Source organism: Oceanicaulis sp. UBA2681 (assembly GCF_002354675.1).
Classification (GTDB): Bacteria; Pseudomonadota; Alphaproteobacteria; order Caulobacterales; family Maricaulaceae; genus Oceanicaulis; species Oceanicaulis alexandrii.
The window spans coordinates 120,570-146,767 of the sequence record NZ_DEMB01000011.1; the positions used below are offsets into that span (position 1 = coordinate 120,570).

Annotated in this window: 21 protein-coding genes; 3 read left to right on the forward strand and 18 right to left on the reverse strand. The window is 63.5% G+C overall.

Annotation, left to right across the window (positions count from 1 at the left end; all coding sequences use genetic code 11):
* Window positions 1-2: 2 nt before the first annotated feature.
* Genes B3M53_RS08790 through B3M53_RS08800 form a run of 3 tightly spaced genes read right to left on the reverse strand, consistent with a single transcriptional unit; the run spans window position 3 to window position 3,711 of the window.
* Window positions 3-1,172, reverse strand: coding sequence for an acyl-CoA dehydrogenase family protein (locus B3M53_RS08790; protein ID WP_022701231.1), 1,170 nt, complete (start codon window positions 1,170-1,172; stop codon window positions 3-5).
* A 32-nt stretch (window positions 1,173-1,204) separates the two neighbouring features.
* Window positions 1,205-2,815 carry an acyl-CoA carboxylase subunit beta gene (locus B3M53_RS08795; RefSeq protein WP_273021155.1) on the reverse strand — a complete coding sequence of 537 codons (1,611 nt, stop codon included), beginning with the start codon at window positions 2,813-2,815 and terminating at the stop codon, window positions 1,205-1,207.
* The gene (locus B3M53_RS08800) at window positions 2,815-3,711 is read right to left on the reverse strand and encodes an SDR family oxidoreductase (RefSeq protein ID WP_160093154.1); all 897 of its coding nucleotides are present in this window, start codon (window positions 3,709-3,711) and stop codon (window positions 2,815-2,817) included. The genes B3M53_RS08795 and B3M53_RS08800 overlap by 1 nt, the downstream gene beginning before the upstream one ends.
* Before the next feature lie 143 nt (window positions 3,712-3,854).
* On the opposite strand from B3M53_RS08800, the gene B3M53_RS08805 reads away from it, so the two are divergent.
* Complete coding sequence (locus B3M53_RS08805; RefSeq protein ID WP_022701228.1) at window positions 3,855-4,274, forward strand: MerR family transcriptional regulator; 420 nt, start codon at window positions 3,855-3,857, stop codon at window positions 4,272-4,274.
* A 5-nt stretch (window positions 4,275-4,279) separates the two neighbouring features.
* Here B3M53_RS08805 and B3M53_RS08810 read toward each other — a convergent pair whose 3' ends face one another.
* The 7 genes from B3M53_RS08810 to B3M53_RS08840 form a co-directional block, all read right to left on the reverse strand.
* Complete coding sequence (locus tag B3M53_RS08810; RefSeq protein WP_273021131.1) at window positions 4,280-5,068, reverse strand: SDR family NAD(P)-dependent oxidoreductase; 789 nt, start codon at window positions 5,066-5,068, stop codon at window positions 4,280-4,282.
* Window positions 5,065-6,129, reverse strand: coding sequence for an SMP-30/gluconolactonase/LRE family protein (locus B3M53_RS08815; protein ID WP_273021129.1), 1,065 nt, complete (start codon window positions 6,127-6,129; stop codon window positions 5,065-5,067). The genes B3M53_RS08810 and B3M53_RS08815 overlap by 4 nt, the downstream gene beginning before the upstream one ends.
* Window positions 6,130-6,192: 63 nt before the next feature.
* A complete protein-coding gene (locus B3M53_RS08820) occupies window positions 6,193-7,404 on the reverse strand; it encodes a hypothetical protein (protein ID WP_273021127.1) in 1,212 nt (403 codons plus the stop codon).
* A gap of 12 nt (window positions 7,405-7,416) precedes the next feature.
* Entirely contained in the window at window positions 7,417-8,196 is a 780-nt protein-coding gene (locus tag B3M53_RS08825) for a glucose 1-dehydrogenase (RefSeq protein WP_273021126.1), read from the reverse strand.
* A 156-nt stretch (window positions 8,197-8,352) separates the two neighbouring features.
* On the reverse strand, window positions 8,353-10,398 hold the full coding sequence (locus B3M53_RS08830; protein WP_286800087.1) for a S9 family peptidase: 2,046 nt from the start codon (window positions 10,396-10,398) through the stop codon (window positions 8,353-8,355).
* 145 nt (window positions 10,399-10,543) lie between these two features.
* A complete protein-coding gene (rsmI, locus tag B3M53_RS08835; RefSeq protein ID WP_160093148.1) occupies window positions 10,544-11,320 on the reverse strand; it encodes a 16S rRNA (cytidine(1402)-2'-O)-methyltransferase in 777 nt (258 codons plus the stop codon).
* A gap of 52 nt (window positions 11,321-11,372) precedes the next feature.
* Entirely contained in the window at window positions 11,373-12,506 is a 1,134-nt protein-coding gene (locus B3M53_RS08840; RefSeq protein WP_273021122.1) for a lycopene cyclase family protein, read from the reverse strand.
* Between the two features lie 98 nt (window positions 12,507-12,604).
* Between B3M53_RS08840 and B3M53_RS08845 the strand changes: the two genes are divergently transcribed.
* Window positions 12,605-13,282: a TetR/AcrR family transcriptional regulator gene (locus B3M53_RS08845; protein WP_273021120.1), complete on the forward strand. Its 678-nt coding sequence runs from the start codon at window positions 12,605-12,607 to the stop codon at window positions 13,280-13,282.
* A gap of 77 nt (window positions 13,283-13,359) precedes the next feature.
* Here B3M53_RS08845 and B3M53_RS08850 read toward each other — a convergent pair whose 3' ends face one another.
* The gene (locus tag B3M53_RS08850) at window positions 13,360-14,700 is read right to left on the reverse strand and encodes a DcaP family trimeric outer membrane transporter (protein WP_028284690.1); all 1,341 of its coding nucleotides are present in this window, start codon (window positions 14,698-14,700) and stop codon (window positions 13,360-13,362) included.
* 194 nt (window positions 14,701-14,894) lie between these two features.
* Between B3M53_RS08850 and B3M53_RS08855 the strand changes: the two genes are divergently transcribed.
* A complete protein-coding gene (locus tag B3M53_RS08855) occupies window positions 14,895-15,557 on the forward strand; it encodes a response regulator transcription factor (RefSeq protein WP_273021118.1) in 663 nt (220 codons plus the stop codon).
* On the opposite strand, the gene B3M53_RS08860 is transcribed toward B3M53_RS08855, so the two are convergent.
* The 7 genes from B3M53_RS08860 to B3M53_RS08890 form a co-directional block, all read right to left on the reverse strand.
* A complete protein-coding gene (locus tag B3M53_RS08860) occupies window positions 15,554-18,967 on the reverse strand; it encodes a hybrid sensor histidine kinase/response regulator (protein ID WP_273021117.1) in 3,414 nt (1,137 codons plus the stop codon). The two genes, B3M53_RS08855 and B3M53_RS08860, sit on opposite strands and share 4 nt — an antisense overlap.
* A gap of 158 nt (window positions 18,968-19,125) precedes the next feature.
* Window positions 19,126-21,069 carry a sodium:solute symporter family protein gene (locus B3M53_RS08865; RefSeq protein ID WP_273021115.1) on the reverse strand — a complete coding sequence of 648 codons (1,944 nt, stop codon included), beginning with the start codon at window positions 21,067-21,069 and terminating at the stop codon, window positions 19,126-19,128.
* A 1-nt stretch (window position 21,070) separates the two neighbouring features.
* A complete protein-coding gene (locus B3M53_RS08870; RefSeq protein ID WP_022701216.1) occupies window positions 21,071-21,406 on the reverse strand; it encodes a DUF4212 domain-containing protein in 336 nt (111 codons plus the stop codon).
* Between the two features lie 201 nt (window positions 21,407-21,607).
* The gene (locus B3M53_RS08875) at window positions 21,608-22,375 is read right to left on the reverse strand and encodes an ABC transporter ATP-binding protein (protein WP_273021113.1); all 768 of its coding nucleotides are present in this window, start codon (window positions 22,373-22,375) and stop codon (window positions 21,608-21,610) included.
* The gene (locus B3M53_RS08880) at window positions 22,372-23,361 is read right to left on the reverse strand and encodes a FecCD family ABC transporter permease (RefSeq protein ID WP_273021111.1); all 990 of its coding nucleotides are present in this window, start codon (window positions 23,359-23,361) and stop codon (window positions 22,372-22,374) included. Before B3M53_RS08880 ends, B3M53_RS08875 begins: the two co-directional genes overlap by 4 nt.
* Complete coding sequence (locus B3M53_RS08885; protein ID WP_273021109.1) at window positions 23,358-24,209, reverse strand: ABC transporter substrate-binding protein; 852 nt, start codon at window positions 24,207-24,209, stop codon at window positions 23,358-23,360. Before B3M53_RS08885 ends, B3M53_RS08880 begins: the two co-directional genes overlap by 4 nt.
* The gene (locus tag B3M53_RS08890) at window positions 24,206-26,149 is read right to left on the reverse strand and encodes a TonB-dependent receptor domain-containing protein (RefSeq protein ID WP_273021108.1); all 1,944 of its coding nucleotides are present in this window, start codon (window positions 26,147-26,149) and stop codon (window positions 24,206-24,208) included. Before B3M53_RS08890 ends, B3M53_RS08885 begins: the two co-directional genes overlap by 4 nt.
* Window positions 26,150-26,198: the final 49 nt, after the last annotated feature.

Below are 26,198 nucleotides of genomic sequence, written 5' to 3' on the forward strand. Positions count from 1 at the left end.
GGCTATTTGTTGCCTTCAGGCTTGCGGCGCTTGGGCAGCGTGCCTTCAAGCTTGGCGATGATGCCGAGCATGATCTCGTCGGCGCCGCCGCCAATGGAGATCAGGCGGCCATCGCGGAAGGAGCGGCTGACAAGGTTGTCGGCCGTGTAGCCCATGCCGCCCCAGAACTGCAGGCAGCTGTCAGACACTTCACGCGCCAGCCGACCGCATTTGAGCTTGGCCATGGAGGCGAGCTTGGTGATGTCCTTGCCCTGGTTGAAATCATCCACGCAACGATAGGTCAGTGAACGGAGCATCTCGACTTCAGTACGCAACTCGGCGAGGCGGAAATGGATCGCCTGATTGTCGAGCAGCGGCTGGCCGAAGGCGTGCCGGTCACGGGTGTACTCGATGGTCAGGTCGATCTGCTTGTCGAGGTTTTTCAAAGACGACGCCGCGCCATAGATGCGCTCTTCCTGGAACTGCAGCATCTGATAGATGAAGCCTGCGCCTTCATCACCGATGCGATAGCGCTTGGGCACCCGCACATCATCAAAGAACAATTGCGCGGTGTCAGAGCTGTGCATCCCGATCTTGTGGATCTTCTGCTTTTCAATGCCCGGCAGATCCATCGGCACCATGATCAGCGACTTGCTCTCATGGGGCTTGCCGTCGGACGTGTTGGCCAGCAGGCAGCACCAATCCGCCTTCAGGCCATTGGTGATCCACATCTTGGTGCCGTTGATGATGTAATCATCGCCGTCTGACTTCGCATTGGTCTTCACCGCCGCCACATCCGAGCCGCCGCCCGGCTCGGACACGCCGAGACAGCCCACCATGTCGCCCGCAATCGCCGGCGCCAGGAATTGCTTGCGCAGATCGTCAGAGCCGAACCGCGCCAGCGCCGGGGTGCACATATCGGTCTGCACGCCGATGGCCATGGGCACGCCGCCGCAATCAATCATCCCCAGCTCTTCGGCCAGGACGAGCGAATAGGTCATGTCGAGGCCGGCGCCGCCAAACTCCTCGGGATAGCGCAGGCCCAGAAGGCCCAGATCGCCCATCTTCTTGAAGACCTCATGAGAGGGGAACTGGTCGGCCGCCTCCCATTCATCCACATACGGATTGATTTCGTTGGCGACGAACTTGGCGACGGTGTCGCGAAGCTGTTCGTGTTGCTCGTTGAACTGCATGGCGTGTCCTCCCGTTGGTGGGCCGCGTCTTGTTAGAACCGCGCGACTCCGAACGTGTTGGGGTTCAGCTGACGGCGGTCCGCCTCAGCACAAATGTTCAGGCATTCGATCAGCACCGCGCGGGTGTCGCACGGATCAATGATCCCGTCATCCCAGAGCCGGGCGGTGGCGAAGAGCGCCTGGCTCTGCTCATCAAGGCTCTGGGTGATCATGGCGCTCATCTGGGCGAGCGCCTCTTCATCGGTCTCCACGCCCGCGCGCGCATTCTTGCCGCGGGTGACGATCTCCATCACCTTTGCCGCCTGCGCGCCGCCCATCACCGCCGTACGGGCGGTGGGCCAGGCGAAGATGAAGCGCGGATCAAAGCCGCGGCCGCACATGCCGTAATTGCCGGCGCCGAAGCTGCCGCCCAGCACGATGGTGATCTTGGGCACGCGGGCATTGGCCACGGCCTGGATCATTTTCGAGCCATGCTTGACTGCGCCAGCGCGTTCCGCCGCTGAACCGACCATGTAACCGGTGGTGTTTTGCAAGAACAGGATCGGGGTTTGCGACTGGTCGCACAGCTGGATGAACTGGCCCGCCTTGGTGGAGCCTTCAGGCTGGATCGGGCCGTTATTGCCAATGATCCCGACCGCCTGCCCGCCGATGTGGGCATGCCCGCACACGGTTTCAGACCCATAGCGCGCCTTGAATTCCAGAAAGTCCGAGGCGTCCACCACGCGCGCGATCACATCACGAACATCATAGGGCGTGCGGTCATCCGCCGGCACGATCCCCATGAGCTCTTCCGCGTCATAAAGCGGCGCTTCGCCGCCCCCGGACAGTGTGGCTTCGCTCCAGTTGAGCTTGTCCATGATGTCGCGCGCATAGGCGAGCGCCTGCGCATCATCATCGGCGACGTATTCACCGAGCCCCGTCACTTCGCCATGAAGGTCCGCGCCGCCCAGGGATTCATCATCCGCGTCCTCGCCGATCGCGGCTTTGACCAGCGGCGGGCCGGCGAGGAAGATTTTCGACTTCTCGCGCACCAGAACCACATAATCGCTCATTCCCGGCAGATAGGCGCCGCCGGCGGTGGAGCTGCCATGCACAACGGCGATCTGGGGAATGCCCGCCGCGCTCAGGCGCGCCTGATTGGCGAAGCTGCGTCCGCCATCCACAAAGATCTCGGCCTGATAGAGAAGGTTTGCGCCGCCGGATTCCACCAGATGGATCATCGGCAGCTTATTTTGCAGCGCAATCTCCTGCGCGCGCAGGGATTTGCGCAAGCCCATGGGCGCGACCGTGCCGCCCTTGATGGCGCTGTCGGACGCGGCGATGACGCATCGTTTGCCCGAGACGACGCCGATGCCGACCACCGCGCCGCCGCCCGAAGCCCCGCGCCCGCCGTCATCATCATGCATTTTGAGGCCGGCGAGCGGCGCGATTTCGAGAAAGGACGCATCGCGATCAACAAGCCGCGCCACGCGCTCACGCGGCAACAGCTGGCCGCGCTCGTCAAAGCGCGACTTCTTGGCGGCGGAGTTGGAGCGCACCTGCTCTTCCGCGCCACGCGCCTCGTCCAGCTTTTCAACCATGTTTGCGCGCGCTGCGGCGAAGTCGTCAGAGCCCGGATTGATCCGGCTTTGCAGGACCGCCATTACTCTGCTCCCTCACCGCGCAAGACCGCCGGATCCACCGCCCGGTGAAAGCCGTTAAAGACGTCTGATTTGTCATGAGCGGTCAGCGGATAATGTCGCTCGCCCAAAGGCGCGCCGCCATCCACCTGAAGCTGGACGCCGGTGATGAAAGCCGCGCCCGGCGACAACAGATAGGTCACCGCCGCCGACACCTCGGCCTCCGACCCCATGCGCTGCGCGGGCAAATTCTGTTTGAGCAGCGGGATCATCGCGCGGAAGGCGCCGCCATAGGTGTCCATGCCCGAGCTGGCGATCCAGCCCGGCGCGACGGCGTTCACTCGTACGCCCTTGGGCGCCCACTCAAACGCCAGGGTCTTGGTCAGATTTTCCATCCCCGCCCGCGCAGCGCCTGAATGCGCCATGCCCGGCATGCCGTGATGCATGTCAGCGGTGATGTTGACGATGGCGCCGCCCTGTTCAGCCATTGAGGCCTTGAACACTTCGCGGCTCATCAGAAAGCCGCCGGTCAGATTGGTGGCGATCACCGCGTCCCAACCCTTTTTGGAGATGTCTTCAGCATTGGCGGGAAACTGTCCGCCCGCATTGTTCACAAGGCCATGGATGCGGCCATGACGCGCGGCCATGTCGGCGATGGCGGACGCCACGGCCTCTTCATCGCGAATATCAAACGAGGCAGTCTCGCACGAGCCGCCGTCATGAGCGATCTCTTGCGCGACGGCGTCGAGCTTGTCTTGCTTGCGCCCCACCAGAATGGCGTGCGCGCCGAGCGCCGTCAGCTCATGGGCGATGCAACGCCCGATCCCCGATCCGCCACCGGTGACGATGATCACCTGCCCCTTAAACAGGTCAGGCCGAAATACGCTGTCATAGCGGGCGTGTGCGGCGTTATCGCTCATTGTGCGCCCGTCTCCTCCCTGACTGGTCCGGTCTGTTTTCGCCGGTGTTGAGGGGAGCTTCGCAGGGCTTAACGTATACGTCAAGCACATCTTGTTTGCGGCAAGACTTCATCGTATGAAGGAGACGGACAAGGACAGGCACCATGACTCACGCGCCCGATACGAAGACCCACGACACCCTGTTCGGCATCGCCGAGCTGGCCGATGCGTTTGGCATCACCACGCGCACGATCCGGTTCTATGAGGACAAGGGTTTGCTCAAACCCCAGCGCGTCGGCGGGCAGCGGGTCTATACCGACGCCGACAAGAAACGCCTCGCCCTGATCCTGCGCGCCAAGACCATCGGCACCAAGCTGAGCGACATCAAGACCTTCCTCGAGCTCTACGGCCAGGAAGGTGAAGGGCGCGTGCGGCAGCTCGAATTCGTGATCGAGATGACTGCGAAAGAGATCGAACGTCTGGAAGAGAAAAAGGCCGAGATCGAAACAACGCTCAACGAACTGCGCGTCATTCATGAGGGCTCGAAAACGCGCCTGGCCCAGCGGAAAAGCAATACACGCTAGACGCTTCAGATCCGCTGCGTTTCCCGTCGAGTCAGCCAACGCACCAGAGGCGCGGGCGAGAACCGCATCAGCCACATCGCCCGGCGCATGGCGGCGCCGGTGATCACCTCGGATGCGCCCCGATCATAGCCTTTGAGAATATCAGACGCGACCTCGCCCGCCGTGGTGGCGCTGAAGCTTGAGAAGGTGCGCACATCTTTGGCCGCCGCCCGCTCCTTGAAGGGCGTGTCTGACACAGCGGACGGACAGACCGTCATGATGCGGACAGAGCTGCCGCTCTGTTCCAGCTCTTGAGACAGAGCGTTTGAATAATGCCGGACAAACGCCTTGGTCGCTGCATAGACCGCAAGCCCCGGCGTCGGCACGAAGGCGGAGTTAGACGCAATATTGATGATGGTTCCGCCGCCCGCCGACTCCATCAGAGGCAGGAAGGCCCGGGTCATCGCGTGCAGGGCGCGCGCGTTCACATTAATCATGGCTTGCTCGGCCTCGACCGCCATGTCCCTGGACGCGCCATAGACGCCGAAGCCGGCATTATTGACCAGAAGGTCGAGCCCGCCCTCGCCCTGCGCCCATTGCACCAGCCGCGCCACCGATTGCGGATCAGCGAGATCCATGGCCCGCCCCTCGATCTCGGCGTCGGGATGACGCGCCAATAGCGATTGGCGCGCGCGGGCGATTTCATCTTCGTCCAGCGACACCCAGAGCAAACGAAACCCGCGCTCCAGAAGACGTTCAGACAGGGCCAGGCCAATGCCGCTGGACCCGCCCGAAATCAGGGCTGTCCGGCTCATTGGATGCGATCGGGAACAGCATAAGCGTCCACCCCGTCACGCTCTAGCCCCGCCACCCAGATCTGGCCGCGCCACGGGGTCACCGTGGTGACGCCGAAGGGCGCATCATCCGGACCATAGAGCGCATGAACCGGCTCACCCTCGGCGGTCACCGCCATGCCCATCACCGGGCGCGGCGGAAAGGGCGGCAATCCGGAAATCTGGATCCAGCGCCAGGCGAGACGCTTCACAAACGGATTGGGATGCAAGCTCTCGATCTGGGGCGAACGTTGAGAGGGCAAGGCGATCCAGATCAGCCCGGTCTCCTCGTCAAAGGCGAGATTGTCAGGATAGCCCGGCAATCCGTCAATCAGCACGGCGTAATCACCGGTTTCAGGATCAAGACTGATCACCCGGCCCGCCCAGGTCTCGTTGACGAAAACGCGGCCCGTGCTGGGGTCATGATCCACGCCATTGATGAAACCAAAGCCTTCCGCCAGCACGTCATACTGGTCCGGCGCCGTGACCTTGTAGATGACGCCCGTCTGCTCGCCTTCGAGCAAAGAGGTCATGTATTCGCCATAGCCGTAGCGGCGCGAAGCGTCGGTCAGGATCACCGCGCCATCGCTCAAAACTGTCAGATCGTCAGTGAAGACCAGCGGTCCGCCCTCGCTCTCATCGGCGAGCCAGACGTCAAACGCGCCATCGTCCTCCAACCGCAGCAAGCCTTTCAGCGCATCGGCGACAAACAAGGCGCCGTCCGGCGCAAAGGCCAGGCCCAGCGGACGTCCGTTGGTATTGGCGTATTCTGACCATCCGCCGTCCATCTCCCGCACCATGATGCGGCCATCGGCCAGGCTGGCGTAAAGCCGACCATCAGGTCCGGGTTCGAGATCTTCCGCGCCGTGCAGATTCGGCACTTCCCGGCGCTCGGGTTCAGCCACCGTCTCGTAAAGCGCCATCAATGCGGGATCGGGCGCAGTGGGGACAAACTTGTAGGCTTTCAGCGCGCCCGGCCCATAAGCGGCGACGGCCAAGATCACGACAAGAGCGGCGAGGCCGCCCAGAATCCAGCGCAACATCGCGCCCTCCCCTGATGTTTTTTCTTTTACTCTGGGGGAGAAGCGCAAAACGGGCAAGCGCGATCAGGTCACCGCTTTTTTGGCGAGGAATTTCGGGTCGTCCCAAGCGCCCGTCTGGATCACATCCGCCAGAGCCTGCGCCGCATCAAAGACTTCTGCATAGGAATTATAGAGCGGATTAAATCCGAACCGCATCAGGTCAGGCGCGCGAAAATCGCCAATAATCCCGCGGTCAATCAGGGCCTGCACAATGGCGTAGCCCTGCTCATGGCGCAGCACCACATGGCCGCCGCGCCGCTCGCCCGGCCCCGGACAGGCATGATCGAGACCCAGCGCCTCCGCTTGCGCGAGCATGATGTCGCCCAGCGCGATCGCCTTGGCCTCCACCTGCGCCATGTCCACACCGTCATAGGCGCTGACCGCCCCATCGAGCGCGGAAAGAGCGAGGATGGAGGGCGAGCTGGTGCGCCAGCGCACTATGGTGTCGTCGGGCTCGTAGGCGTCTTCAAACCCGAAGGGGCGTTTATGGCCCAGCCAGCCAGACACCGGATGCTCCAGCGTCTGGATCTGGTCTTCCGCGCAATAGAGGAAGGCCGGTGCGCCGGGGCCGCCGGAGAGGAATTTATAGCCGCAGCCCACCGCGTATTTCGCGCCCCATTGAGCGAGCTTGAGATCAACGAGACCGGTGGCGTGGCTTAGGTCCCAGATGATGTTCAGCCCGCGCGCCGCCGCCTCACGCTCATAGCCTTCAAAGTCAGCGATTTGAGCGGATTTATAATGCACCGCCGATTTGATCAGGACCTTTACGCCGTCTGGCAGGTCTTTCGGACGCGTGTTGGGCGCGACCCGGTGCATCGGGGCGCCAGTGATGCGGGAGATTCCCTCCATCACATGATTGTCGGTGGGAAACTCGCCCGCTTCCGCCGCAATGCCGCCGCCATCACGGTCCAGCAGCGCGGTAGCGAGCTTGAACAGGTTGATGGTGACCGTGTCGACCGCGATCACTTCTGAGGCTTTGACGCCCATCAACGCCGCGAGTTTGCCCCCGAGCGTCAGCGGCAAATCCATCCAGCCCGCGTCGTTCCACGACCGGATCAGGCCCACCGCCCACTCGGATTCAGAGGCTTCACGCAAACGCGCGAGCGCCGCCTTGGGCGGCACGCCCAGCGAGTTGCCGTCCAGATAGATCACGCCCTCAGGCAGAGCGAACAGGTCGCGTTTGTCTTTCAGCGGATCAGTCTGGTCCAGCGCCTCGCAGGCCTCGCGCGTCAGCATCAATAAGCTCTCCTACAACGGACCACGCTGGGTGATGCCGCCATCCACAACAAATTCCTGGCCCGTCATATAGCTTGATGCGTCACTGGCGAGGAAGTGGATTGCAGCGGCCATGTCTTCGGGCTGGCCGACGCGCTTGATGGAGAAATTGCGGTTCATCATGTCTTCAAGGTTCGGATCGGACGTCAGCGCCGAGGCGAGCTTGGTTTCAGTCAGGCCCGGACATAGCGCGTTCACCCGCACGCCCAGATGACCGCATTCCTGCGCCAGCACCTGGGTTAGAGAGATGACGGCGGCTTTCGAGATCGAGTACGCGCCCTGGAAATAGCCCGGACGGATGCCGTTGATCGAGGCGACATTGATGATCGAGCCTTTGCCCTGATCCTTCATGAAGGTGTTGATCGCAAGGCTCGACAGGAAGAACGGGCCTTTGACATTCACCTCGAACGTCTTGTCCCACGCGTCTTCAGGGGTGTCCTTGGCTTCGCCAAAATACGGGCTGGTGGCGCCGTTATTGACCAGCACGTCCAGACGTCCCTCGGTCTCCTTGATGTTGGCGATGGCCGCTTCGCGATGATCGGCTTCGCCAAGGTGCAGCACCATGGCGCGGGCCTTGCCGCCCTCGGCCTTGATCTCTTCAGCCACGCGCTCGCAATCGGCGATCTTGCGGCTCGAGCAGATCACCACCGCGCCATTGCGCGCCATGCGCTTTGCGGCGGCTTCGCCGATGCCGCGGCTCGCCCCGGCGACCAGAACCACACGGCCGTCCAGCGACAGGTCTTTCTCTGACATGTTCATCCTCCCGTTCACGTCACTTAATGCGTTAAGCGCCACGTTAGCGGCGGAATGAGGCCATGGCGAGGGGGCGCCGATGCGGATTTCATATCCTGTCGCCCCGCCAGTCCCCAACGATAAAGGGAGGCGTTTCCGCCTCCCTTTTCCGGCGCCTTATTCGGCGTCTTCAAGCCCCAGCCGTTCGGCCAGATCCAGCTCCGGCGCGGGCGGCTCGCCGCCTTCGCCCTGCAGGTAATGCTGCATCCAGCGCAGAACGCGCAGACCGTAGTCGTACTGGGCGGCGGCGCGGCGATTGCCATGGCCTTCGCCCGGATAGGTGACGAGCCGCACCGGCGCGTCAGAGGTCTGCTTCAGGATACGGTAGAGGATGAAGGACTGGCTGGTGTCCACCCGCGTATCCGCCTCGCCATGCAGGATCAGCGTCGGCGTGGTCGAGCCCGGCGCATGATAGGTCGGGCTGTGCTCGAGATAGCTCATCCAGTCTTCCCAGGGCGGCTGCATGAAGTGCACATCCACCATCTCGATCGGAATCTCGGTCGTGCCGTAAAAGCTGATCAGATCTGTCAGCGCCACAAACGGCGCAGAGGCGGCGAAATGTTCGCTGGCGATGGTCGCGCCCCAAGACGAGGCGAACCCGCCATACGAACCGCCGGTGATGCCCACGCGCTCGGCGTCAACAATACCGGCCTCCGACAGGGCGCCGATCGCGTCCACCAGATCCCAGAACTCTTCGCCCGGCGCATCGAGATGGTCGAGCTTGGCGAAGCGTTCACCACGGCCCGTAGAACCGCGATAATTGGGGTAGAAGACCGCAAACCCCTCACCGGCGCCGATATGGCCCAGACGCGAATAGCCGTTCACCCAGCCATTGCTGTCATGGGCTTCCGGGCCGCCATGCACGGTCATGATCATCGGCCAGCCGCCTGCCGGAGCCTCGCCCTGCGGAGTGACGAGCACGCCTTCAATGCGTTCGCCATCACGCGCTTCGAACTCGAAGACGCTCTGATCGCCCCAGGCGATGTCGTCAAGCTGGGGGTTGTGATCGGTCCACTGGCGCAGCGAACGGCGGTCACCCACAAACAATTCACGAGGATGGGTCGCAGCATGCACCGTCGCCGCCAGAACCCGGTCATCACGATCATAATCCATGGACGAGATCACGCCGGCCTCTGTCGGCGTGCGGCGCTCTTCACGGCCATTGATATTGTATTCGACGAGCGCCGTGCCCGTGCCCACGCTGGCTAGAGTCAGCACGGAATTACGATCAATCCAGGCGAGCTGGTTCACATGCTGCTCGGCGTCGCGGGCGATGGCCATATACTCGCCTGTCTGCGCATCCGCGATGTGAAGCGTGCCTGCCGTGGGGTCGGCGCGGTCGGCGCCCGCGATGAAGGCGAGACGCGAAGCGTCAGGCGAAAACGCCGCCATGCCGATCTTGCCCGGCGTTTCGACGGTGGAGATCACCGAACCGTTCGCCGCATCGACGACGGTCCACTGACGCTCCATCAGCGAGTCGTCCACCAAAGTGGTCGGCGCCAGCGCCACGGCGAGGCGTGAGCCGTCTTCGCTCAAGGTCAGAGATGATGCATGACCGGGCAGATCAAACCGGACCGGGTCCGCGTCGGGATCCGTCAGGTCGGCGCGCCAGACATAGGAGAAGATGTCGCTCTCTTCATAGACATTGGCCATGAACCCGCGATCGCGCAGCGTCTGCTGCATCGGGTCAGCCTTCTCACGCGCAATAAAATACAGGCTCTCTCCATCGGGCCCGATCACATAGGACTGGATCGACTCGTCATGGCTGTAGATCCGACGCGCTTCGCCGCCATCCGCCGCGATCTCGTAAAGCGCCGATCCGCTGTCGCCGTCGCGACGGGCGAGAAAGGTCAGCGCGTCGCCATTCGGCGTCCATTCCACACCACCAACGCCGCCATCGGTGATAAAGGGGCGCGCCGCATCCGGGCCGGATGCGATGAACAGCGCCGATTGCGGCGTGCCATCCTCTTCACCCGCAACCACATTGCGCGGCGTGGAGACGGTGAAGGCGACATGGTCGCCATCAGGGGAGATGTCGATCCCGGACACCTGGCGGATTTCGAACAGATCTTCCAGCGTCAAAGGTTCTTGCGCCTGCGTCTGTGCGCCTAGCGCACAGGCTGCAGCAAAACCCAGAACGCCGGTGAACAGTGGACGGTTCATGGCGATAACTCCTTGGTCAGTACGGGACGCAGCCTAACGAAGGCAAGGCCTGCGCGTCGAGGCCCGACGCCCATCACACAGATGCCAGCGCCGGTCGCAATGCTGCGGGGCGCCGCCCCTGCATATTGCATATCCTAATGAAATCTTAATCGCGCTTGGGCGCTTTGGAAAATGCGGCGTATTTGTTCTTTTTCTCGCGCACCTCGTCTGCGCCTTCGATCACAATCACGGCCTCGCCTTTGGGCGGGTCGGCAAGCCGGGCTTCGAGTTCTGAGAGCGTGCCGCGCCAGACCCGCTCGAACCGTTTGGTCAGCTCCAGGCTCAGCGCGGCGCGGCGATCTCCCAGTACGGCGCGCGCATCAGCCAGGCATTCCGCCAGGCGCTGCGGGCTCTCCATGACAATCAGGCTGGCGGGCAAATCGCCATACAGCGCAAACAGCGCCTGACGCTTGCCTGATTTGCGGGGCGGAAAGCCCAGAAAGGTGAAGCGGTCGGTCGGCAGGCCGGAAATGGACAGCGCCATGATCACCGAGGAGACGCCGGGCGCGGCGCTGACGGTCAATCCCGCCTCGAGCGCCGCCTGAACCACACGAAAACCCGGATCAGAGATCGCTGGCGTGCCCGCATCGCTGACCAGAGCCACCGTCGCGCCGTCTTCGATCAGCTTGACGATGCCGGCTGCGCTCGCCGTCTCGTTATGGTCATGGCAAGCGATCAAACGCTTGTCGGTGACGCCGCCCTGTTCGAGCAATCGGCGCGTCGTGCGCGTGTCTTCGCACGCAATGGCGTCCGCGTCGCGCAAGACGTCCCAGGCGCGCGGCGTCATGTCGCCCAGATTGCCGATGGGCGTCGTCACAAGCACCAGACGCGGCCCGGTTTCGGGCGGGGCGTCGAGATCGGCGGAGATCGCGGAATCACTCATGCCTGCACCCTAATCGAGCCGGGGCCGGAATGCAGCGCTGACGGCAGCGCCGCTACCATGTCCCCGACTGCCAGGCGCGGATGAGATCATGCCAGCGGGCGGCGCCGGACAAGGTGCGCATGACTGCATCGGCGGGCGCTTCATAAAGCAAGGCGCGCAAACCCGCGGCCGCCAGGCGCGGATCGCGCCGGATCATCGCTTCGATACGTGCTGTCGCCAACCGTGAGGACACAGGCGGCGGCGGCGGCGCGCAAAGGCTGAGCCCATAGGTCAGTCGACGCGCCTGCGCTTGCGCCCAATCATGCAAGCGCAGCGCCGCCATGCCTGGCGCAAACCGCAAGCCATAGGCGTCCGCCGGCGCCAGCACCACGCGCCCGGCCCCGCGGCTCAAAGGACGATAGCCCAAAGGCCAGACGCCCTGAGATTGCCGAGCAGCCTCAAGGCGGCCGCCCCATTGCAACAGCCGGTCCGCCTGGGGCTCCAGCGCCAGATCTGGCGGCGGGGCCAGCACAAAGCGCGCCTGTTCATGCACGACGCGGTCCCGGCTGAGGCTCAATTGCTCGAGACCAGGAAAGTCCGACCCCACGACTTTCAGACACAAGCGCTCTTCATGGCCGCTTTCGACAGGGGCGGTCATCAAGTGTGACAGTTGCACCACCCGGCCAGCGGGCATGCCAACATCTTCAAGCGGCCGCGTATCGACCACCCAGCTGGCGCAGACCTGACCATCGCTTGTATCCACTATCGCCTGAGTTCGGCCGCCCTGGACCCGATCAACGCTGACCCCCTCCCTCAGCATCATGCGCGGTTCGGCGGCGACAGCGTCCAGCGCCGCCTCCTGCACCGCCTGCGCGGCGACTCGCGCCAGAATCATTCGATTCAGCGGCCTGTGCAAAAGCGCGCCCGTCGGGCTCTCCACCTCAAAGCCAGTCAAGCGGCTGCTCTCGAACCGGTGCAGGCCATGATCAGGCGCAGCCGGGAACATCCAGTGACGCGGGTTTGGGGTGAGTCGTCTGGGTTCAATGATCAGCGCGCGAACACGCCGTCCGGTCCGGGCCACGGCGCCCGCCAACGCCAGCCCGGACAGCCCGGCGCCAAGAATGACAAGATCAAAGCGTTCAGACATGACGTCCTTGAAAAACGAGCTGGCATGCGCCGCATGGGAGGCGCCGAAAGAGTATTTCACAACATGTGCTTGGCGCGATCACATTAACAGGCTTTAATGAAAGGCCGCTGTTCAGCGGATCACACCCCATCAGCCCGGAACTGAAGACAGGCGAACGAATGACCTTGCCAACGACAAAACGTGCGCGCCAGAAAGCGGAGACCCGGATCGCCGTCTTGCGTGCAGCGCGGGAGGAATTTCACCGCCAGGGCTATGATCGCGCGAAAATCGTCGACATTGCGAGCGCAGCCAATGTCTCTCCGGGAACGGTGCTCAATGCGGCGCCCACCAAGATCGCCTTGCTGTGTGAAGTGATGGTGGATGATTTCGAACGTTTGCGCGTTGAAAGCGCTGAGCTGGCGCGGCGCTATCAAGGCGATGTCATCGGCTGCGTGACGGCTGTACTGGATTACCATCTGGACCGTCACATCAATGATCTGGAATTGTTTCGCGCCGCCATAGGGCACAATTGGCTGACCAATGAAGCCGATTTCAAAGCCCTGCACATTGGCCTGGAATCCGCATGGTCACCGGTCCGGGACGTGTTGACCCGCGCCGCCCAGGACCCTGCAGTCGACCTCAATGAATGCCCGGATCTGCTGACGGAAAGCCTGCTTGATCTGTACCTGGGCGTTTTGCGGCGCTGCGTGATCTACACCCTGAGCCCGCAAGAGGCCCGCAGCCAGATGCATCGCCGGTTGAGCGTGGTATTCCAGACCCAACACGCCTCAGATCGCGCCCCTAAAAAATACGGCCGACACGAGGGGGCGTCGGCCGCACAAGGACGCGCTGGTTGATGTCTGGCGCCAGCGCAGGGGAGCCCTTCGGGGCGAGCAACGCCCGACCTGTACGCTGACAGGTCAGGCGAGCCGCATCAGAAGGGATATTTTGTGGAGAACGTGGCCCGGGTGATCGTCCCGCTCTGGCCATTTTCCAGTTCCCGCTCGCCGAACAGGATCTCTGCGCCCATGGTCACAGGCCCCACCGGGAAGAAATAGGCGCCGAATGCGGACCAGGTGCTCTTGGTCACCCCTGTGCCGGTCAATGTGATGTCATTATCCGCTTCCAGCATCGAGTAACCGACCGACAGTCGACGCCCCTGACCCAATTGCTGGCGCCAGGCCACCAGCCCGCCATAGACCGGAATCGCTTCCAGATCGCCCGACGCGGTCACCACTGCTCCATTCACGGCGTTCAGGCCGATATAGCGGCCGATGCCTTCACCGCCGGTCAGGGAGAAGCGCAAGTCTGAGCCCTCGCCCACATTCACCCGGCCAGACCAGTTGACGCCCCAGCCAAATGCTTCGCCGTCCACGCCGCCGCCTTCATAGGCGAGATTGCGGCCGAGCGCCGAGACGGTCATGGCGCCGAAATCGCCGCTCCAGTTATAGCGCGCAACAACATCAGGAAATGCGCCGTCGCCGCCATCGATCCTGCCGCCGCCGCCAAAAGGCGTGACCGTCGTATCGGGGTTCTCGAGCGCGAACTGGAAGCCGCCATTGGTGTAACGAATTTGCGCCTGGCGCCCGAACAGCATGCCGTCAGATCCCACAAGGAAGCTGGCGCTTTCCGGAATGACGGCCGTGTTGGTGAAGGTCGACCAGTCCTGACCCACGCGCCAATTGCCGATCTGCGCCCAGGCGACGCGCATACGCGGATTGTAGGAGTTTGACACCCGCTCATCCCCGCCGGGCGATCCCAGGAAATCAAATTCGATCCGTCCGGTCACCGTGCCGATGTCTGATTCGGTGGACGTGGCGAAGAAGAAGCGGCTGGACTTGGCGGTGAAATCAAAATCGGTTTCGCCATCCCCGGTCCCACCGACCGGCGTGGCGCCAGAGATATAAAAATCGCGCGCAATCGAAGTCGCGCCGAAATCGCCATCGCTGAGATCGGTGACATGGGCGTCCAGATCGACGAAGCCGCCATAGGTCACCTGGGTGTTGCCCATGGTGAAGCCGCGCTCCGAAGAGGTTGGCGCGGCCGGAGCCGCAGGCGCGGATGCGGTCCGTTGCTCGATTTCAATAACCCGATCCGTCGCCGCGTCCGCTTGTGCGCGCGCGTCTTCCAGCTCGGAGCGCAAATCAGCCACCATGGCTTCCAGCGCTGCGAGTCGATCTTCAAGAGCGGTCACGTCCTGTGCGTTTGACGCCGCTGTCAGAACAAACGCCGAGGCGGTCGCCGCCAATACGCTACGAATACCTAGCCTAGTCATAGAGATGTCCCTCCCAAGGATAGCCATGAGGCCCGTGCCGATTTTTCGGCTTTATTATGAAAGTATCGTTGTACAGAGGGTCCGGCGGTATGGGACGTTCGTCGAAATTTAGGACTTCACATGTGCTACTTTTTGCTCAGACGACGGCCCCGGCCGGAGCCCATTAGACTTCATGCTCAGATGAGGAGGCGTGTGTGACCCCAGACTCCACGCAAGGCCGGGTCATTCTGGCCGATGACCACCCCCTGTTTCGGGGCGCTCTCAGCACCGCGGTCAGCAAAGCCGCGCCCGGTCGCACCCTGGTGGAGACCAGTACGCTGGCTGAAACCCTGAACGCCCTGAAGGACGGTCAGACAGATCTGGTGTGTCTGGACCTGCACATGGCGGACAGCTCCGGCTTCATCGGCCTGGCGGAACTGCGCAAAAGTCATCCCAGCGCGCCGGTGGTGGTCATCTCCGCCAGCCAGTCGCCCGGCGTGGCGGCGCGGGCGCTGGAGTTCGGCGCTTCAGGCTTCATTCCCAAGACCGCCAGCATGACCCAGCTGGTGGAGGCGCTGACCGCCGTGCTGAACGGCGATGTCTGGGCGCCCGATGAAAGCGGCGACCCCCAGGCGCAGGAAGCAGCGGAGGCGGCGGCGAAGATCGCCCAGCTGACCCCGGCGCAAATGCGCGTCCTGCATGGCCTCGCCGCCGGGCGTCTGAACAAGCAGATCGCCTATGATATGGGTATTTCCGAAGCGACCGTGAAAGCGCATGTGACCGCGATCTTCAGAAAGCTCGACGTGATCAACCGCACCCAGGCGGTGCTGGTCGCCCAGGCGCTCAATGTCGAACCGCCCGCCGAACAATCCGTCTAGCCCGCTTCAAGTTTGCGTTTCAGCGAGCTCAGGCTGGCGCGCAGCACCGCCGGCGACGCCGGTTTGCGCACAAGCTCAAGACCCGCGGCACGCGCCTCATCCCCTGCGGCGGCGCTGCGTTCCGCGGTCACCAGAAGTCCGGGCGGACGGCTCTGCCAGTGCGCGCATAGCGCCTCGTAGAGCTCTGGTCCTGTAAGCGCGTCAGTCAGGTGATAATCCAGGATCACCAGATCCGGCGCCTGATCTGCGAAAGCGGCCGCCGCCGAGGCGGCGTCCTGTCCGCCGCGCACATCGCAGCCCCAACGCTCCAATAGCGTGCTTAACGCCTGCAGCACGCCCGGATCATCATCCACACACAGGACCGACAATCCGGCCAGGTCACCCGGACGGCGGCGCGCCTGGACGACGGTCTGACGGTCTCGCGAGGCGGCGCGCGGCAGGATCACTTCAAAGGTCGCGCCTTCCCCCAGGGCGCTTTTCAAGATCAGTTTGTGTCCAAGGGACGCGCAAATCCGGTCCACCACCGCCAGACCCAGACCCAGGCCCTGATCTTCCCCGGCGTCGACGACGCCGCGATGAAATTCCCGGAATATGGCCTGCTGGCGATCCGGCTCGATGCCCGGTCCGGTATCGATCACTTGCAGGCGCACCTGATCGCCCTGACGCCTGACCCCCACCAGCACCTTGCCGCTGGGCGTGTAGCGGATGGCGTTGGAAATGAGGTTCTGAACGACGCTGGTCATCAAGCCCCGGTCTGACAAGACGGCCAGCCGGCTGGGAACCACGCGCAGCTTCAAGCCCTTGGCCAGCGCGCGCGCCTGGAACTGGGCGGCGGTTTCCTCAATCAGCTCGTCAATGGCGAACACGCTGGGACGCGGCGCGACGCCGCCCGCATCCAGACGTGAAATGTCCAGAAGCGCGCGCAGCAACCGGTCCGCATGGTCGATGGCGCGTTCAATCTGATGGGCGAGATTGCGATTGCCCTCAGAGCCGCTCTCCCCCAGCGCCCCCTCCAGCGCGCCGGCATACAGGCGAGCCGCGGACAGCGGCTGCAGCAAGTCATGGCTGGCCGCCGCCAGAAAGCGTGTCTTGGACTGGGTGGCGGCCTCCGCCTCGCGGCGGGCCGCTTCCAGATCCTGCGCCAGCTGCAGCCGCGCCTCGCTTTCCGCTTTCAGCGCTGCGGTGCGTTCCTCCACCCGCGATTCCAGCATGTCGTACGCGCGTTTGAGCCCTTCTTCCGCTTCACGGCGGGCGGTGTTGTCCTGATAAACGCCGAAATAGCCCACCACTTCGCCGTTTTCAGTGCGAGGCTGGTAGACCACCTGCCAGGAACGCGCCCGGCCGCCGCCCTTGCGCCGTGAAATGTCAAAGACCTGACGTTCACCATTGAGCGCCGCTTCCATATGCGGCCGACGCAGCGCGTATTCGTCCTCGCTCATGAATTCAGCCAGCGGACGGCCGATCACGGACGCATCCAGACCAAAGAAGTCGAGATAGCCCTTATTGGCGAAACGCAGACAATAATCGCGATCGGCATAGCTGAGCAGCACCGGCAGATTGTCGGTGTAAAACCGGATCGAGCGTTCGCTCTCCTTCAAGCGATCCTCGGAGGAGCGCAATTGCTCGGCGGTTTCGTCAATCAGCTTGACCACATCGCCCGGACTGACGCGGGCGCCGCGCAAGACGCGCGTCATCAGGATTCGGGCGGAGGCCGCGCCCACAGCCCGCGCCAGACGCGCTTCGGCCAGCCCCGCCACCGCAGAGGTCAGAACATCCCCCGGCCGCAAGGGTCTAGCGACCGCCCGGGACAGGTCCGAGAGAGCGATTTCCGCCTGATCGGCGCCCAGCACCCGCACCAGCACGATTTCAAGGTCAGAGATGCGCGAGCCCATGGCGGGGGCGGTCTCGAGCGGACGCACGCCGGTGAACGCGTCCGCCTGCAGCTCGTCCACCAGACCTGAAGACGAAAACGCCACTGCAATGATGAAGGCGATGACGTTTGCGGCCAGGCACAGGATGGATGCAAAAGCGAACGGATCCACGCCTTCCGGCGCTGGTGGAGGAGCCCCGGCATAGCTGGGGATCAAGATCAGCGCGACCCACAGCCCGATCCCGGCGCCCATGCCCGCCAGCGCGCCCGCGCGGTTCGCCTTGCGCCAATACAATCCGAACAGCAAAGCGGGGGCCAGCTGCGCGACCCCGGCGAACGCCACCAGACCGATCCCGGCCAGCGCCGCCTGCTGATCCAGCCCCAGGTGGAACAGATAGGCGAGCCCCACCAGCCCCAGAACCATAGCGCGTCGCCACATCAGGAACCGCTTGGCCAGTCCGCCGCGTTGCACTTCCGCCAGAAAGAGCGGTCCCACCAGATTGTTCACCAGCATGGTGGACATGGCGAGCGCGGTGACGGTCACCATGCCGGCGGCGGCGGAGAACCCGCCCAGAAACACCAACACCGCCAGGCCTCGCGCATCCAGCTCCAGCGGCAAGGCCAGCACATAGGCGTCCGGATTGGGATCTGTCAGCAGCGTGCCGCCCGCCCAGGCGATGGGCGGGACCAGGATCGCCACGAGCGCCAGATAGGCCGGGAACCCCCAGCGCGACAGGTTGGCGTCTCCTGGTTTGGACGCCTCCACCACCATCATGTGAAACTGACGCGGCAGACACAACGCAGCGAACGCGCCCAATATCGTCAACACGACAAACCGGAAGTCCACGCCCGGCGCCGTGAGAGGCGATTGCGCCAGCGCCTCAAGACGCATTTGCGGCGAGGCGTTGATCCAGACCTCGACGGCGAGCCAGCCCACCGCCAGCATCGCCGCGAGTTTGACCAGGGATTCAAAACCGACCGCCAGCGCCAGACCGCGGTGACTGGCGGCGGTGTCGGTATGGCGCTGACCGAACACCATCGCAAAAGCCGCCAGGCTGATCGCCACCGGCAAGCCCCAACCGCGCCCCAACGGATCACCCGTCAGAAGATCAAGCGAGGCGGCCGCGCTCTTGAGCTGAAGCGCGATATAAGGGATCAGCGCCAGCAGCAGGGCCAGCGTCGCCAGCGCGCCCACTGCTGCAGACTTGCCATAACGCAGGGACAAGAAGTCTGCGATCGAGCTGGTGTCGTGCTCCCGTCCCAGCGCCACGAGGCGGCGGATGATGGGAAAGCCCAGCAAGAACACCAAGGCTGGCCCGAGATAGATCGGCAGATAGTCCCAGCCCGCGCGGGCGGCCTCGCCCACCGCACCATAGAAGGTCCAGCTGGTGCAATAGACCGCCAGCGCCAGCGTATACAGAACGGCGCGTCGCTTGGCGGAGCGGTCAAAACGCGCCGCATGCGCGTCCCCCCAGGCGGCGAGCACGAACAGCAAGGCCACATAGGCGCCAAGCACCACAAGCGCGAGACTGAGCGGCAAAACCTCTCCTCCCTGCCCGTCCGGATTGAGTCTTCTGGATCAGACGGTCTTGAACGATAGACGGATTTCCAAAGCGCTGACCAGCCAGGAGCGCCCCGATCAAACGCAAACGCGGCGGCTCACAGAGCCGCCGCGTTCGTTACAGACATTGGATCTGGCTATTCAGCCGGGCCCGCCGGCTTGTTGTGCGTGACATGGATGACGGAGGACGGCATGCGAATGTCCTCCACCATGTTCTGGATCTCTTCTGGCGGCGCCTTGGTCGCCAAGGCCACAATCGTCGCGGTGATGAAGGAAATCACCATGCCGACAGAGCCAAAGCCTTCCGGAGACACGCCCAGGAACCATTGATCGGTCGTGCCTTGGGGAATGTTTGGCAAGATGCCGAACAGACCGCCCAGGAAGATCAGTCCGAACACGATCGAACCGATCAGCATGGGCCGGGTTTCACCCTCCTCCTTGAGGCCGAAATACATGATCAGCAGGATAAGGCTGATGATCAGGGCGACGACGCCAAGCACGATCGGGCTGAAGCCGATCTTGAAGTGCACGATGTAGGCCGCAGTGATCGACAGACCGACCACCATGCCGGCGATAGCGCCTTCCTTGTTCATGCGCTTCCAGAAAATCCCCAGGAAGATCACCGGGAAGAAGCTGGCGGCGGCCAGACCGAAAGCGAAGGCCACGACCGCGGCGACGAAGCCAGGCGGGTTGATGCCCGCATAGATCGCCACGACCACCGCGCCCACGGCCGCAATCCGCGCGACCAGAAGCTCCTGGGTGTCCGTCATGTTCTTGATCAGCACCTTGCGGCACAGATCGTGTGACACCGCCGAACTGATCACCATCAAGAGACCCGCAGCGGTGGACAGCGCAGCCGCCAAGCCGCCGGAGACCACCAGACCGATCACCCAGCCCGGCAGGCCGCCGATCTCGGGGTTGGCCAGCACGAAGATGTCACGGTCGAGCGTGGTCACCTCGTTCACCTCCGGGTCGGCGCGATACTGGATCTGGCCGTCGCCGTTTTTGTCGGTGAAGCCCAGAAGACCGGTGCGCTCCCAGTTGTAGAACCATTGCGGGGTCGCCCCTTCGCCCATTTCCGAAGCGCGCGCCTGTTGAGCAGCGACCTCAGTGGAATAGGTGCTTTCATTGACCGTTTCGATGAAGTTCGAGCGGGCGAACACCGCCACGGCTGGCGCCGTGGTGTAAAGCGCGGCGATGAAGATCAACGCCCAACCCGCCGATTTGCGAGCGTCCGAGGCCCGCGGCACGGTGAAGAAGCGGATGATCACGTGCGGCAGCCCCGCCGTGCCGACCATCAACGCCAGGGTGATGGCGAAGACGTCGATCATGGACTTCTGCCCCTCGAGATAGGAGCTGAAGCCCAGTTCAGACAGGGTCCGGTCCAGGCTGAGCAGCAAGGGCGTTCCATCCGCCGTATTGCCGATGAAGCCCAGCTGGGGGATCGGCGTGCCGGTGATCTGCAAGCTCAGGAAGACCGCCGGAACGGTGAACGCGAAGATCAGCACGCAATACTGCGCCACCTGGGTGTAGGTGACGCCCTTCATGCCGCCGAGACCCGCATAGAACAGCACAATGATCGCGCCGATGATGACGCCCATCTCGATCGGCACGCCCAGGAAGTTGGAGAAGGCGATGCCGGTGCCGCGCATCTGCCCGGCGATATAGGTGAAGGAGATGAACAGGGCGCAGATCACCGCCATGATGCGGGCCGCCTGGCTGTAATACCGGTCGCCGACAAAGTCGGGCACGGTGAACTTGCCGAACTTGCGCAGATAGGGCGCCAGGAGCAACGCCAGCAGCACATAACCGCCCGTCCAGCCCATCAGGAAGACCGAGCCGTCATATCCCATGAAGGCGATCAGCCCCGCCATGGACAGGAATGAGGCTGCGCTCATCCAGTCAGCGGCTGTGGCCATCCCGTTGAAGACCGGATGCACGTCATGGCCGGCCACATAGAAATCTTCAGTGGTCGACGCCCGCGCCCAAATCGCGATGCCGATGTAGAGACCAAATGTTCCGATGACGAAAAACGCGGTCCAGAACAAGGTGGTGTCGAGACCCAGAATGGTCGATTCCATATCAGCCTCCCTGACCGTTTTCAGTTTCCGCGTCATACTTGCGCTCGATGCGATGCATCAGCGCGGAGTAAACGAAGATCAGAATGACAAAGACGTAGATCGCGCCCTGCTGCGCGAACCAGAATCCCAACGGCGCGCCGCCGATAGAGAAATTGTCCAGAATGTCACGGAACAGGATTCCGAATCCGTAGGATACGGTGAACCAGATCGCGAGCAGGATTCCCATCAGATTGAGGTTTTCCTGCCAATAGCGCTTGTAGCGCTCCTCGGTGATGTTGTGATCCCGCGGCGGCCCTTTTGGCGGCTCGCCCGTGGTCGGATGGTCTGAGTCAGCCATCGTGCTCCTCCCTATTCATCGGGGTTTTCCCCGTATGACAGGAAGGGTGTCAGTCACAGGGCGGAGCGGGCAGCCCGACATTGGTCGAAGCCGAACTGAGCACGCTTGGGAGGATCAGGACGCCCGAGCAGCCCGCCAGGATCGGTCCAAGATGAAAGAGCGTTAATTATTTCATCTGCTTACATTGAGGTGACTGGCAGCCTACAACATCTCAAAGCCCTCAGACCGGGTTCGCCGCACGCCGAACACCTCGGCCAGAATCTCGTCGCTGAGCGCCTGATCAGGCGCGGCGGCGATCCGCAAGCGTCCCCGATCCAGAACAGCGATCTGATCAGCGTGGCGGCGGGCGAGCTCGAGATCATGAAGCGCACAGATGACGCTCGCGCCTTCATCGGCCTGGCGACGCAGGACCGCCATGGCTTCCAGCTGATGACGCGGATCAAGCGCCGCAATGGGCTCGTCGGCCAACAGGATCGGCGCATTGGACGCCAGCGCGCGCGCCAGATGAAGCCGCGCCTGCTCCCCGCCCGACAGATCATGGACGAGCCGATCCTTGAGATGGCTGGCGCTGGCTTGCGCCAAAGCCAGATCGACCTGAGTCCTGTCAGCGGGAGGCAAGCGATCATAGGCGGCGGCGCCCCAGGCGTAGCGTCCCAGCGCGGCCAGATCTCCGCCCGTCATGGACCAGGCGAGGCTTCGATCTTGCGGCAGATAGGCCATGGCGCGGGCGCGCGCTGTCGGCGAGAGCATCTCGACAGGCGCGTCATCCACCCAGACGGCGCCGGCTTCAGCTTTCAACAATCCCAGCACCGTCTTGATCAGGGTGGATTTGCCCGCCCCGTTCGGTCCGACCAGAGCCGTCAGCTGACCACGCGCCGCGACCAGACTGACATCATCAAGCACGTTCACGCCGCGGCGTTTCACGGTCACATGATCCAGAACGATGCGAGTGGTTCCAGTCTGGCTCATCGTCCCATACCCCGGCTGCGCGCAGCGATCAGGATGAAGACCGGCGCGCCGATCAGAGACACCATGACGCCCAGTCGCAACTCCTGATCCAGCGGAACCAGTCGCAACACCAGATCCGCCAGGGTGATCAGGACCCCGCCCAGAAACGCGCTCGGCCAGACCAGATCAGACGGATCATGTCGCACAAAAGGGCGCACGATATGGGGCGCGACAATGCCGACAAAGCCGATAACCCCTGAAATCGCCACAGCCGCGCCCGTCAACAGCGCCGCAGCGCCGATAACGCCGACCCGTGTGCGCGCCAGATCGACGCCCAGGGTCTGCGCGGTCTCTTCGCCCAGCGCCAGGGCGCGCAAATGCGGCGCCGTCAGCAGGGCGAGCACGCCTCCCGCAAGCCAGAACGGCGCAACAAACACCAGATCATCCAATGAGCGATTGGTGACCGAACCCAGCATCCAGCTGACCATGTCTGACAAGGCGAACCGGTTCGGCGCCAGATTCATCGCCAAAGCGCCCAGCGCGCCGGCGAAACTGGACAGGCCGACCCCCGCCAGGATCAGCTGCACCGCGCTGATCCGCACGCTCGCCAGACCGCTCAAGACCCCCGTCGCCGCCAGTGCGCCCAAAATGGCGAATACGGGCACCGTGAAAGCGCCCAGAACGCTGATCCCGAAATAGAGCGCGATGATCGCGCCCAGCGAGGCCGAGGCCGACACGCCCAGAACCCCCGGTTCGGCCAGCGGATTTCTCAGCAAGCCTTGCATCAGGGCGCCGGATGCGCCCAGCGCCATTCCCACGCCCAGAGCGGCCAGCGCCCGCGGCAAACGAATCTCCCAGACGATGATGCGCGCGGTTTCATCGCCGCCGCCCCAGAGCGCCGCAAACGCCTGCGGCATGGACAGCTCTGAACTGCCCAACAGCGCCGAGGCCAGAAGCATCCCGAGAGCAGTCGCCCCCAGGGCCGCGAGCAGGGTCAGGCGCGTCATGATTCAGCCTCGTCCATATCCAGGACCAACGCATTGGCGGCCTGTCGCGCACGCAAAGCCTCATCGGCCATGAACCAGGCGCCGCACGACAACGCCGCCGCATCCAGTTCAATAACGGGGGTGGTCTCCATCATCCGCCGGAACACGGAATGCCGGCTGGCCGACCAGCTGTCTATGGGCGCCGTCTCACCGTCAAAAAACGCCGCGAGAATGACGTCCGGCGCCTGTTCATGCAGCTGCTCCAGCGGCAGGTTGATCCAGCCGGTCTTGCCTTGCTCGGCGATGACATTGTCAAAGCCCGCCGCTGTCATGAAAGCATGCATCAGGGTGCCCGCCCCTGTGGTGAGGCCCGAGGGCGTCATGTAGAGCGCGCGCAAACGCGGTCCGTCAGCCGCGCGCGCCAGCTGGCTGCGCATATGAGCGATGCGCGCCTCCCCGCGGTCCGCCTGGCCGAGGGCCAGGGCCGTACGCCGGATCATGGCCTCCACATCATCAAAGCCTGCGCTGAAGCCCAGCTCGAAAGTCTCAAGGCCCAAGCGCTGATAATACGCGCCGGCGCGCCCCCCGGCGTCATAGCCGCGCACGATCAGATCGGGCGCCAGCGCCAGAACGTCTTCCGCGTCATCTCTGAGCTGGGGCAGGCCACGCGCCTGATCGCGCAGATAGGAATGACGGTCATCGGCATGGGTGGAGACCGCCGCGATCGCATCCCGATCCGCCAGCCCCAGCACATATTGATCCGCGCAATAGTCCAGCGACACCACGCGCGGGGCGAGCGCCGCCGCCGAACTGGCGACGACGACGCCCAGCATCAGGGCGACGAAAAGGACCGCCGCCCGGACCCTCACGGACGCACCCGCAGGCCGAGCGTCACCGCGCGCGGCGCACCGGCGAACCCGGCGACAGGTTCATAGGCCTCGTCAAAGAGATTGCGGACGCCCAGAACCAGCTGGAGCCGGTCACGTACATCCAGAACGCCGGTCAGATCCACGGTTTCATATGAGGGCACAGCGCCAGATCCGCTGACATAGAACCCGTCATCATCATAGGTGACGTCCGTACGCGCGCCGACAGAGCGCCAGGTCGCGCTGAGCGACGCGATCTCGATAGGCCGCCAGGTCCCGGTCACGGCCCAGCCGTCTTCAGGACGGCGCAGCAATGGCGCGCCCGTGCTGGCGTTGGCCGCATCGGTATGGGTGTAGTCCACACGCAGCGACGCCTGATCAATGGGCGTCCATTCGGCGAAGGCTTCATAGCCTTGAAGGTCCGCCTCGCCCACATTGCGATTCTGGCCGATGAACAGGGCGCCGTCGTAGACATACTCGATCAGATCCTCGATCGTGCTGTCATACCAGACCGCTCCAAAGCGCAGTGCGTCTTCGCGTCCGGCCATATCCAACGCGCTGTCAAATCCGATCTCGAACGTCTCGCCCTCTTCCGGCTGCAGATCCGGATTGGCGGCGACGAAGGCGGAACTGGAGAACCGCTCAGACAGGCTCGGCGCCTTGAACGACGTGCCATAGCTGGCGCGCAGGCGGGTGTTGAACATGTCCAGACGATAGACCGCCCCCAGATTGTAGGTGGTCTGGTCGCCGAACCCTTCATAGTCGTCAAGGCGGATCGAGCCGGTGACGTCAAACCGCTCGGTCAACCCCGCTTGGACCGCAGCATAGGCGGACCACAGATCCTCGCTGACCGACAAGGGGGCATTGAACGCGGTGTCTGATTGCGCCTCTTCATCCTGAAAATCGACGCCAAAACTGATCACAGGATCGATCAGAGCGGACAGGGCGTCCGGCGTCCAGACATTGGACCATTGGACGAAATCGCGCGCGCCGTCATACGCATCCGTCGCAGCGCCGTCATTGAAGCTGTCGAGCGACATCTTCACGCGCCCTGCGCGCAGGCGGCTTTCAAAGTCATTGGTCGGGCGAGAATAGACGAGCCCCAGGCTCCACAACGTCTGGGAATCCTCGCTGCGCAGATCTGGATCGTCAGCGCGCTGGAACCCTGTGGGTCCGCCCGAGAAGGTGTCGAAATCAACGTCTGACTCACGATGCCGGATCAGGGCCTCAACACTGAACATATCGGTGAAAGCAAACCCGCCATTGGCCGAAAGCACGGTGAAGGTCGACGGATCAGGATCGCCCGTGCGGGTCGAGATCCGGTCCGGCGTCACATCATAGCCGTCGCTGTCCTGATATTCCGCGGTGGCGGCGAGATTGAACCGGCCCTCGCGCACGCCGCCGCCGATAAGGGCGTGGTAGGTGTTGAACTCCCCCACAGACGCTTCGCCGTAAAGCTCGGAGCCGCTCTCGGGCGCCCGGCGCGGCAGGATGTTGATCACGCCGCCCACAGCGTCAGAGCCATAAAGCGAGGACAGGGGACCGCGCACCAGTTCGATCCGGCCAGCGTCGCCCACAAGATCGGAGCCGAAATTGAACGCGCCGTTGGAGGCCGACACGTCATTGAGACGGATGCCGTTATAAAGCGCGAGGATATGCTTGGAGTTCGACCCGCGCACAAAAACACTGGCGGTTGAACCCGCCGGGCCGGACTGAACCACGGCGAGACCCGGCGCAGCGGACAGCGCTTCAACCAGCGTGTTCTGATTTTTCAGGTCGAGCTCGGCGCGGTCGATCACGTCCAGCGTGGCGGGCAGGCGCTCCAACAGGCTGGGCGCGCGTACGCCGGTGACGACGACGGTGTCCTCGGGCTGGTCTTCAGCGAAAGAGGGGGCAGCGGACAGCGCGATCGCGAGCGCCGCGAGAGAGATTTGGGCTTTCATCAGGAAGCCTCCGTTGGCGCCGGGAGCGTGAGCGGCTCTCGACGGACAG